Origin of the sequence: Nodosilinea sp. LEGE 07298, assembly GCF_015207265.1 — a bacterium.
Classification (GTDB): Bacteria; Cyanobacteriota; Cyanobacteriia; order Phormidesmidales; family Phormidesmidaceae; genus Nodosilinea.
The window spans coordinates 1-10,479 of sequence record NZ_JADEXE010000236.1 but is presented as its reverse complement, the minus strand read 5'-3'; the positions used below and the strand labels follow the sequence as shown (position 1 = coordinate 10,479).

Below are 10,479 nucleotides of genomic sequence, written 5' to 3'. Positions count from 1 at the left end.
CTTTGTGGCTGCATCGGCCACCATTGCCAAGGCCTACTTTGCCGATGGCCCCTTCCCCAACCCCAAAGCGCCCGTCGATGGCGGCCAAAAGCTGGCCGACTACCGGGGTGAAAAGCTCACCATTCACGGTGAGCTGAACAAGCTGATTGCCAATGTCACCCTGTTTCGCGATGGTGCGGGTATGCACTGGCGCACCGATGGCACCACCTCTGGGCCGAATGCGGGCTGCGATCGCCCCGGCACCGGTATCGAAACCGGCGGTAACCTGCTGGGCGAACGGCTGGCTATCAGCATGCTGCGCGACATTCGCAGCACCTACCGCGAGTCTTTGGGCACCTTTGAGTTCCGGAGCATTAACGGCAACACCGTCCGGTTTTAGCCCTAGCTGGCTCTGAGCCACTAAAGCCTTAACCCAGCCTCGTCGTCTACTCAGGCGGCGAGGCTGTTTTTTTAGCCCCCGTTATGACCTGGCTTTTGAATATAGCTGTGGCCAGTCTAGTTAAGACAGGTCTCCTATGAACGTTCAAACGTTTGAACGTTCATAGGGTTTCTGGACGTCCTAACCAACGTGACGATGGCTATACACCCTGAACCCGCCGATCGCTGAAGCGACGTTGACCCACTGACAAACCCCTATTCAGACCGGCGCTGAGGGGCGATCGCGACCAAGTTGGCCAGCCCAAATCCACTCATACCCACCAGCACCATGGCCAGGGCGCAAGATACGTAGAGAATGGCCATACCGGCACCCGGACCGCTGCCAAAGAAAGCGCCCAAAATAGGCACCCAAGGGCCTGATACCACCATGGCTGGTTCTAGGAGTTGATCGGCTAGAGGCCCAGCCATGAGCGTGGCTCCAGCACTGACAACATGCAGCACCAGTGCGTTAGCGGCAAAGATGCGCCCCTGCCTAGCTGGAGAGATTTGTTCCATCCAAAGGGCGGTTTCAGAGCTGCCCAGCAGTGGAAAGTGAAGGGAAGAACAAAACTGAGCGGGCACCCAAATGCTGGGCGATCGCCCCAGGCCAAAGACAGTTTTGCTGAGGCCTGCGCCGATGAATCCGGCCAGCATCGCTCCCACTCTCTGTTTTGGCCCGCCCCAGACGCTGAGAATGATCGCTCCAGTCACGCCACCGATACCGGCGGCGGCGGCGGTACTAGCTAGTACCTGGGCGCTGCCGTTGGAGCGAGCCAAAATCATTGGGTCGTAGATGGCTCCGCCCAGGTCGTGGAAAAACCAAAACAGGGTGCTAATCAGCAGCAAAGCTCGCAAACTAGGCTGCCGCCAAACTTCGCGAAAGCCAAAGGTTAGCTTGGTCCATAGCGTTTCGAGTTCGAGAGTGGCTGGTTGCGAGGGTTGAGGGACGTGGAGGAAGAGGAGAGATGCGATCGCCACCCCAAAGCTAACTAAATCAATCCCGACAATCCCCAGCAGGCCAATCAGCGGATAGAGCACCCCCGTCAAAGCTGGGCCAAAAATAGCAGACCCGTAGTGCACCGCCGAGTTCATGCTGTTAGCCCGTGTCAGCTGGGAGAGCGGCACTAGAGTAGAAATCGACGTTTGATAGGCAAGACTTTGAATTTGGCCAAACCCGCCATTTAGCGTGGTGGCCAGATACAGATGCCAAATGTTTAGGTCACCTGTTGAGTAAAGTAGACCAATGCCAACGGTGGAAAGGGCGGCGACAGCATCCCCCAGCATCATCAGATGTTTGCGGTTAAAGCGATCGACAATCAGCCCCGCTACCAGCGTAATCGGGATGCGCGGCAGCTGTGAGAAAAATCCTACGAGGGCCAAAGCCGTGGCAGAGCCCGTCATCTCCCAAGCCCAGAGGGTGAGGGCAAACTCGGTCATGTAGCTGCCGATGGTCAAGACGAGCTGGCCACACCAGATCAGGGTAAAAGTACGCAAAACCTTAATTTTTAGCCTTAAGATGCTTCGTCTGAATCACTAAAACTTACAGGTGGGATTCGGGCGATAAATTCGGTTTTTAGAACCTCTGGGAATTGTTGCCAGGGAATATTGCCCTTTTTGCTATCGAGATAGTGCTCACTCAATTGCAGAACTGCTTCGGCAATTTCGTTATGATTTTTCCCCTTGACTAAGACTTTCGCCAATGCGTAGGTTGGCTTGTTGTCTCCCAACAATGCAATAGAGCAAGGATGATCGCAGGTCCACAAACAGTCCACACTACGAACCTCTAGTTCTGACTGGCGGGACCAGGTTTGGTGCAGTACCTGGATGCGATCGCACAAAACCGCGCCATCCGCTGGCTGTCCTGGCAGTCTTTGCTCTGACTGATGACAGGAGCGACAAATAAAAAGGGTAGATTTTGCCATGGTATTTAGAGTTTACGAGTTAGAGAGCAGAGGCAGCAGCATATCGGGCAGCGTTTCTAGAATCAATTGATCCGTAATTGGACCGCGGGTAATGCTGCCCCAGAGTTGATAGTCAACAAAAAAGATACGATTGGCTTTAGCAGCAGGTATTTCTCTGAAAACTGGGGTTTGGTTCCATTTTTCCTTTAGCGTTGCTTCCGGTTTGTAGAGTTCTGAATTGTCCCAGCCGATAACGATGGCAATATCAGAACCCAGGGTTGGCAAAATTTCTGGCGACGTTTGCAGCCATCGCATTTCTCCGGCGGCCACAGGCTGAGGAAAAACAAGCTGAAAGCCGATTCCTTCGAGTAGGTAACCAACGGTGCTGTCAGCAGCGATCGCTACATCGGTCATGGCGCTATTGACAGATAGAATTAGAATTTTTGGAAGAGTTGCTACCACAGGAGCAAGCGATTGACGAGCGGTTTCTAACTGCTGTAAGTATTCAGCATTCACTTTCTCGGCAGCTTCTTCTCGCCCCAGAGCTTTGGCAATGACCTCAATGTCATTGCGCCAGTGCTGATGGCCATTTTTTTCATCGGTAAACAGCATTGTGGGAGCAATTTTTGCCAGCAAGCTATATTTATCTCGCACCAGCCAGTCTTCGCTCACAATAAGATCGGGCTTGAGAAGGGTGAGTTTTTCTAGGGACGGGTTTTTGCGATCGCCCAGGTTCACGGGCTGAGTGGTGATGCGATCGCCCAGGTAAGGAATTTGCTGAGCAGGTTGATCAAACTTCTCCACACTGAGCGCCACGGTTTCGGCATAGGCAGCGGGCTGTGCTCCCAGTGCCAGCACTACGTCCAAAATGTGTGGGCTAAGAACGGCTACTTTTTGAGGCTGTCCACAAATCTTCGTTGCTTCTAGCTCATGCTCTACCGTGCGACAGTCCTCTACTGCATTAGAGGCTGCTGGCGACGAGGATGGGGTCGGAGTTGGCGACATACAAGCTGTCACCCAAAGACAAGCTAGTATGCCCAAGAGCAAAAATTTATAGGAGTGAAAGAGTTTTTTCATCAGCGTTGGAACAGCTAGAATAGAACCGATACTAACGGAACATGCTGAGAGGACGGTTGAGAAGTCCTATCTCTTGTAGCAAAAATAGGGATCCCCCTAAATCTCCCTTAAAAAGGGTGACCTTTACCCCCCTTTCTAAGGGGGGCAGGGGGGATCAGCAAGTGACTAAAGCGACAACAAATCACTTTTCAAACGCCCTCTGATCAAGCTGGCGGCGTATCTTCCACCAAATAGGTGAACAAGTCATCGATCACTCCATCGGCACCTAGAGGATTGCCGCCTCTCCAGGTGGGATAGTTGACCGGGTAAACCCGATCGTTTTGAACGGCCCTTAGCTTCTGCCATAGCGGGTTTTGCTTGAGTTCGGTGATGGTTTGGGCTGCTTCGGCACCATCGGCGGCGACAAACAAAACATCGCCGTCAATATCCATTAGTTGTTCCTCAGATAGCTTCACAAGGCCGCCATCGACAGGTACGGCCTGGGCTGATGGTCGGCGTAAGCCCGCATCAGCCAGAATGCTGCCGTTGAAGGAGTTTTTTAAGTCCAGGTCGATAGTGCCACAGCAAGTGTGGACGAAGGAAATTTCTGGGTTTTGCTGGCTCTTTTCTAGGGCAGTCTTTAACGACTCGATGCGCTGATAATAACGACTCCAAACCTGCTGGGCTAAGTCTGTTTTCCCCAACACGTTAGCGACAAAATCAAAATGCTCTCGCCAGGAGGGATACCCCTCCCAATCATCGGCTACTGTAGGAGCAATCTGCGACAGTTGGCTATATATGGCTTCGGTAGAATACTTGATGCCTATGATCAGATCAGGTTTTAGAGCCAGGATTTTTTCAAGGCTCGGTTGTTCTTCTTTGCCCAGTATTTGAATGGAGTCTAGATGCTCCGCCAGGTAAGGGGGAGGCTCATCAAAATAGACGATGGTGGCGATGGGTTTGACCCCTAGGGCGATCGCATCTCCCAAGGTAGGCACGCTCAGAGTAATCACTCGCTGCGGCTGATTTGGCACACAGGTTTCCCCCAGAGCATGGCGCACCATGTGACAATCTGATGCTTCGGGCGCTGACGGCACATTCGCATGCGGCGGGCCTAACCCAGCACAGCTCTGGATCAGGGCTACTATCAAAACTCCGCCCCAAAATAGCTGGATGCGTCGCCACCAGGATTTATAAATCATGAGCTTTACACCCTTACGTTACCCATTCAACATTCTTAAAACGACCAGGAAACCGTGCCCCTGACGGTAAACGGTGCACCGTAAAAAACGCGCAGAGGGCTTTCTGCGGCTTCAAAATAGGTGATATTAAACAGGTTCTCGAGGTTTAGCCCAACTCGAAAATTATCTCGCCTGTAGAACACCGAAGCATCCGTGCGGGTATAGCCCGGAACCTGGAAAGAATTGTCTAGATCGCCCTGGCGATCGCCCACATAAAACAGCCCCAGCCCCAAGCCCAAACCTTGGTGCGACCCCTCCTGAATTTCGTAGGTTGTCCACAGGCTAGCGGCATGTTCTGGCACATTGTTGAGGCGATTGCCCACGGCCAAGGTGTTGTCTGCCGTAATTTGGGCATCGGTGTAGGCGTAGCCCGCCACAATGTTCCACCCTGGCAAAATTTCACCCGTGGCCGTGAGTTCAACTCCGCGACTTCTCTGCTCCCCCGTCTGCACCGAGAAGTTGGGGTTAATCGGGTCTTCGGTTAACACATTAGTTCGCGTAATTTGGTAGAGCGCCAGGGTGGTTGAGAGTCGGTTGTCGAGCCAGTCTGATTTGATGCCGACCTCATACTGATTGCCTCGCTCAGGTTCAAAAAGCGTGTTGTCAAAGGCTGTACCCACACTCTGCAAAAACGAGCGGCTGTAGCTGGCGTAGAGCGCATGCTCATCACTGGGTTGATAGACCAATCCCAGTCGGGGGCTAAACGCCGTATCATCCTGAAAATCCTGTGAGCCATCGGCGAACAGCGATTGTTGGCTCACCAAATCAAACCGCCCACCCAGCAGCAACTTTAGCTGGGGCAGCAGATCAATTTGATCTTGAACATAAACCCCCACTGAGTTGGTAATAAAGGGTTCTCTCGGATAGCTAGCCACGAACTGCGGTTGGGCTACCCCATACACTGGATTGAAAATATCAATGGGAGCAAGGATAAACTCCTCACTGCTGGCCGCATAGATATCGCGGTTGACATCAAAGCCCAGCAAAAGCTGGTGCGAAATGCTGCCTGTTTGCACCGTACCGGTCAGGCTAGTATCAAAGGAGTAGTTGTCCTGGGATTGATCGCTAGTGCTGAAAAGGCCCCGTTCTAGAGTGCGCTGGTCGGCAAGCAAACCTGCGGGGAAAAGTGAATTTTGGGGGGTCTGCTGAAAACTGGCTCGAAACGAATTTTGCAGCTGCCAATCGGGATTGATCTGGTGGTCGAGGGTATACCCCAGCCGCAGCACGTAGCGATTGTTTTTGTCTATATCATCATCGGGTTCGCCGATAAAGCGACTGCGGGGCAGTTGTCCATTGATATTGGGCAGAACAGTACCCAATGCGGGCAAGCCGCGATCGTTGGGTTGTTCAGAAATGGTGTATTCGCCTTCAAAAAGGATCTGGGTATTGGGGCCAACCTGCCAACTGACCACGGGGGCAATGACATAATTTTGGCGATCAAAAAAGTCAACAAATGTGCCTGCACTCGATGCGCCTGCGGTGAGCCGGTAGAGCATCGTTTCAGACTGATTGAGTGGGCCGGTGAAGTCTAACGAGCCGCCGTAGGTGTCGAAATTGCCAATGGTTCCTTCCACAATGTAGTGAGGGGTTGCCAAGGGTTTTTTTGTCACAATGTTGACGGTGCCGCCGGGCGCACCCTGGCTAAACAAAGCCCCTACTGGGCCTCTCAATACCTCAATGCGCTCAATATTGGGAATCGCAATGCGGGAGGTAATATTGGTGTCATCGCGTAACCCGTTGCGTAAGATATTTCTGCCTGAAAAACCGCGAATGGTATAGCCTTCAAAGGCAGACTGAGAAGAATTGTCGGGGCTAATGCCCACCACCGTGCGGAGGGCCTCGTTAACGCTTTGAACCTGCCGATCTTCCAATAGCTCCTGGGGCACTACCTGTACAGAAAAGGGTAGATCCCGCAGAGGTGTATCGGTTCTGCTGCCCACGCTGGTATTCGGTACACGATAGCCGGTTTCCCCCTGGCCGGTCACCCCGATTTGAATGGCATCTTCGGCACCGTCAAGCTGGGCCAGGCCTGGCACTACGCTCAAGACCAGGTTTCCTGTGGCGGTATCAACCTGGGCAGTGGGTGGCCCGTCGGTGCCGGTGATGGCGACCCTCACTGTGCCATCGGGCAAGCTGGTAATCTGCACCAGGGCAATGCCTTCGGCGGGGGCAAACTGCTCTGCGGCAGCTTGATCGGCCAACTCCAGCACCGCATTGGGGATGTCGGTAATTAGCGCGTTGCCCTCGGTGCGGGAGCTACCTGCGGCCAGGGGGCGATCGCTGACCAGTTCAATTCTCAAGCCCTCGGGGGCATCTGTGATTTGCACGTCGGTAATTACTGCTGCGGCACTGGCCTGCCCTTGGGCGATCCACTCCTCTACGGTGAGTGCCGCCGGGGCTAGCTCAGAGTCTTGAAGTGGCGATGCCCAAGCCCAAGGAGCGGTTGCGCCCGCCAGCAAGCTCATTACAAACAGTCCAAAGCCCAACTTTGAAGTCATCATTCCTCACACCACAGCTAGTCGCCTCGTTAGCGCTTGCAAACGAGAAGTATTCTCAATTAGATGAGGTTTAGATTACGGGGGTTGAAGGGGGCTTTTCTCTTCGGCCGGGACTTTTTTCTCTGCGATCGGGACTTTTTGGGGTATTGGGTTCTCTTTGATGCCTAGTCTCTAAGATGGTGCATCCACGCAGCGATGCACCCTACAGTTCTCATCCTTCGGGTGACGTCTGGCGGTCTGGACGACTGGTATAAAACTTGCGCCCAAAACCGAACCCCTAAGCACCCCGGCAGTTGGATAGCTGATAGGCCTTGGGTGTCACTCCAAATTTGCGACGAAAGGCACCGCTAAAGGCAGTGGGGCTGGCGTAGCCCACCGCCGCCGCAACGGCCGCAACCGATCGCTGTTGAACCAAAAGCTGGCAGGCTTTTTCCATGCGCTGTTGAGTTAGATAACCAAAGACTGTGGTATCGAACACCTGGCGAAAGCCTTCTTTGAGCTTGCGATCGTTGAGGCCCACCTGCCGTGCTAAATCGACTAGGGAAGGGGGCGCTTGAAGGTCACCTTGTAGGATTTGCTGTGCCTGGTGGATACGTTCTAGATCGTCTCGATGCAGGATCGGTTTAGCGGAGGCGTTATCGTCTATGGCGTCTAGGAAAAGGGCAATCAGCTCGAGGGATTTAGCCTCTAGGTAAAGGGTTTGGGTGATGCCTTGGTAAGGACACTTAAGGATTTGCCAGAGGGCAGTCTGCATTTCGGGCGTGATCGCGATGGGCTCAACAAGGGGAAAGTCGGAGTCTCCCGCCAGTATTTTTTGCAGTGGTTTTGGCAGCCTGGTGCTGTGACTTTCGATTAACGACATCAGCAGGGGTGGATTGAGGTGAATATCCACCGCTAAATAATCTTGCTCAGCGAATTCGCGCCATCGGCTGTCTTGTCCTTCTGGGCCAAGCAAATGGGCGCGGCGATCGCTAAACACAGGCCCTTCGTTGTACTGGCTCTGGGCTGTGAGGCTAAAAACAAACTCAAAACAGTCGCTTTGGTCTGCTAAACAAACCTGTACTAGATCTTTGCGCAAATGGTAGCGGTGCAGGGTTAGCTCAATCCCACTGGGCAGGCCAATATCTCGCTTGTAGCCTTTACCTAGCCAGTCGGGATAGGTCAGTGTTTGATCGCGTCCATTGGCTAAAAGCTCTGGCTGCGTGCTCTGCACATGCTCCCTCAGCAACTGGCGCAGCTCACCATCCTGAAAGGTGATCGTCACGACTCGATGGCCCTCCTGCTGGCTATAGGTTAATAAAATTAATTCTCGATAGTTTGGCTAATGGGCAGGCACAGCGGCGTGCTAGATACGGGGTCGGTGATAATGCGGCTCTTTAAGGCAAATACCTGCTCCACCATGTCTTCTGTAACCACCGCCGCTGGTTTGCCCTGGGCCAAAACCGTACCGCCGCGCAGAGCAATCAGGTGATGGCTGTAGCGACAGGCCATATTTAGGTCATGGAGCACCATGACAATGGTGCGCTTTAGCTGGCGGTTGAGCTGATAGAGCAGATCCAGTACTTCGATTTGGTGGGCCAGATCCAGGTAGGTGGTAGGTTCGTCGAGCAGGAGGGTGTCGGTGTCTTGGGCCAGGGCCATGGCGATCCAGGCGCGCTGGCGCTGGCCGCCGGAGAGGGTGTCGAGGGGGCGGTTGGCAAACTCGTGCAGGTTGGTGGTGGCGATCGCCTCCTCCACTTTCAGCTCATCGTCCTTCGACCACTGCCGCAGCCAGGTTTGGTGTGGGTAGCGCCCCTGAGCGACCAGCTCTCGCACGGTGAGCCCTTCGGGGGCAGCAGGGCTTTGGGGCAAAATGCCCAGGCGCTTGGCCAAGTCTTTGGTCGGCAGGTGGGCGATCGCATCGCCATCTAAATACACCGTGCCGCCCGTTGGCTTGAGCAGCCGCGCCATCCCCCGCAGCAGGGTAGATTTGCCGCAGCCGTTTGGCCCCACCAGCGTGGTGATTTGGCCCTGGGGAATGGCTAGGTCGAGCCCCTGAATGATCACGTTGCTGTCGTAGGCCAGGGTGAGCTTACGGGTGGTGAAGGCGATTTGGGTGGCGGTATCGAGACGCATGGTAGGCGAGTGGATGGGTAGGTGGGTGGATAGGTGGATGGGTAGGCGGGGGGATGAGTTGCGATCGCTCATCCACCAATCACTCGAAATCCTCTTAGCTAAAGTCCCTCAGCATTTTCTTAATCTCCAGATTGTGCATTTCCTCCTGGCCAATTTTGGTGCGGCTGTATTCTTCCAGATAAATGCTGGCGTTTTCGACGACTTCTAGCAGGGTTTTGTACATGTTGAGGGCTTTCTGCTCGTGATTAAGACTCTCTTGCAAAAGGTCGGTTACAGAGTGACGATTCGTTTCTTCAATCATGGCGATGCGCTGGCTCGGATGACCTTCGAGACCAGTAATTATCTCGCCGGCTTCTTGGGCATGAAGTAGCGATTCGTTCGCTTGGGCTTTGAAAAAATCGACGATGGGAATGCGGTTAGGGCCAATCACCATCAAAGAATAGTGGGTATAGCGCACCACACCAGCTAGCTCAAATTCCATAATTTGATTCAACACTTTAATCGTGCGTTCGGTATCAAGGTTTCTCATATGAATCAAGTAAACAGTGCATTAATCTTAGGACGGGAATACAACAGTTGTTGGAGTAGGGCCGTTGCCACTGTTGATAGTTAGGTATCGATGATGAGATCAAGTCGGTCTTGAACGATCGCGATACAGCAGCCACAAAAAATAGGGCGCGCCAATCACTGCTGTAATCACCCCGCAGGGCAGTTCAATTGGCGCGAAGGCGAGGCGACCCACGATGTCGGCCAGCTCTACAATGCAGGCCCCGGTCAACGCCGCCACTGGCAGCAGTCCCGCATGGGATGGCCCCACCAGCTGCCGCCCCAAGTGAGGGGCCATCAGGCCGACAAACCCGATGGTGCCAGCCGTGGCTACTGAGGCCCCAGCCAGGGCAACGGTGCAGAGCAGCAGCAGCCTGCGGGTCCACTCCACTTGGCTGCCCAGCCCCTGGGCCAGGTTGTCGCCCAGGTTGAGGGTGTCGAGATCGCGAGCCAGCACCATCGTCAGCGGCAAAAAGACGATCAGCCAGGGCAGCAGCGGCCAGAGGTGTTCCCAACTGCGCCCGTAGACGCTGCCGGTGAGCCACACCAGGGCCTGGCTGACATCGTAGATATTGCCAAAGGTAATCATCAGGCTGGTGAAGGCCCCGGTCAGCGAGGTGAGGCCGATGCCTACCAAAATCAGGCGAATGGGTGAGCTACCGCCGTTCCAAGCCAGCAGGTAGATGGCAATCGCAGCCCCCAGCC

At 54.1% G+C, this 10,479-nt stretch carries 9 protein-coding genes and 1 pseudogene; 1 reads left to right on the top strand and 9 read right to left on the bottom strand.

What is annotated here, in order from left to right; translation table 11 throughout:
• Positions 1–379, top strand: a pseudogene (locus IQ273_RS24540) (phosphatidic acid phosphatase); the annotation flags it as partial.
• A gap of 254 nt (positions 380–633) precedes the next feature.
• On the opposite strand, the gene IQ273_RS24535 reads toward IQ273_RS24540, so the two are convergent.
• The 9 genes from IQ273_RS24535 to IQ273_RS24495 all read right to left on the bottom strand — a co-directional run.
• Positions 634–1,911 (bottom strand): MFS transporter, encoded by a 1,278-nt coding sequence (locus IQ273_RS24535; protein WP_194025772.1) that lies wholly within the window; start codon positions 1,909–1,911, stop codon positions 634–636.
• A 17-nt stretch (positions 1,912–1,928) separates the two neighbouring features.
• A complete protein-coding gene (locus tag IQ273_RS24530; RefSeq protein WP_194025771.1) occupies positions 1,929–2,339 on the bottom strand; it encodes a DUF1636 family protein in 411 nt (136 codons plus the stop codon).
• Positions 2,340–2,351: 12 nt separating this feature from the next.
• Positions 2,352–3,323, bottom strand: coding sequence for an iron-siderophore ABC transporter substrate-binding protein (locus tag IQ273_RS24525; RefSeq protein ID WP_228053778.1), 972 nt, complete (start codon positions 3,321–3,323; stop codon positions 2,352–2,354).
• 275 nt (positions 3,324–3,598) lie between these two features.
• Positions 3,599–4,576 (bottom strand): ABC transporter substrate-binding protein, encoded by a 978-nt coding sequence (locus tag IQ273_RS24520; RefSeq protein ID WP_194025769.1) that lies wholly within the window; start codon positions 4,574–4,576, stop codon positions 3,599–3,601.
• A gap of 35 nt (positions 4,577–4,611) precedes the next feature.
• Positions 4,612–7,116, bottom strand: a complete 2,505-nt coding sequence (locus IQ273_RS24515) for a TonB-dependent siderophore receptor (protein ID WP_194025768.1) — start codon at positions 7,114–7,116, stop codon at positions 4,612–4,614.
• Between the two features lie 274 nt (positions 7,117–7,390).
• Positions 7,391–8,377 (bottom strand): helix-turn-helix transcriptional regulator, encoded by a 987-nt coding sequence (locus IQ273_RS35495; RefSeq protein ID WP_194025767.1) that lies wholly within the window; start codon positions 8,375–8,377, stop codon positions 7,391–7,393.
• Between the two features lie 38 nt (positions 8,378–8,415).
• A complete protein-coding gene (locus IQ273_RS24505; RefSeq protein WP_194025773.1) occupies positions 8,416–9,228 on the bottom strand; it encodes an ABC transporter ATP-binding protein in 813 nt (270 codons plus the stop codon).
• Positions 9,229–9,322: 94 nt separating this feature from the next.
• Positions 9,323–9,757, bottom strand: coding sequence for a bacterioferritin (locus IQ273_RS24500; RefSeq protein ID WP_194025766.1), 435 nt, complete (start codon positions 9,755–9,757; stop codon positions 9,323–9,325).
• Positions 9,758–9,856: 99 nt separating this feature from the next.
• Positions 9,857–10,479, bottom strand: a 623-nt coding sequence (locus tag IQ273_RS24495) for an iron ABC transporter permease (RefSeq protein WP_194025765.1), incomplete at its 5' end; no start/stop codon positions are given.

Excerpts from the sequence above, each read along its gene's own strand:
- IQ273_RS24530 (WP_194025771.1), bottom strand. The coding sequence starts at position 2,339 with ATGGCAAAATCTACCCTTTTTATTTGTCGCTCCTGTCATCAGTCAGAG.
- IQ273_RS24525 (WP_228053778.1), bottom strand. The coding sequence starts at position 3,323 with ATGTCGCCAACTCCGACCCCATCCTCGTCGCCAGCAGCCTCTAATGCA.
- IQ273_RS24520 (WP_194025769.1), bottom strand. The coding sequence starts at position 4,576 with ATGATTTATAAATCCTGGTGGCGACGCATCCAGCTATTTTGGGGCGGA.
- IQ273_RS24515 (WP_194025768.1), bottom strand. The coding sequence starts at position 7,116 with ATGATGACTTCAAAGTTGGGCTTTGGACTGTTTGTAATGAGCTTGCTG.
- IQ273_RS24505 (WP_194025773.1), bottom strand. The coding sequence starts at position 9,228 with ATGCGTCTCGATACCGCCACCCAAATCGCCTTCACCACCCGTAAGCTC.
- IQ273_RS24500 (WP_194025766.1), bottom strand. The coding sequence starts at position 9,757 with ATGAGAAACCTTGATACCGAACGCACGATTAAAGTGTTGAATCAAATT.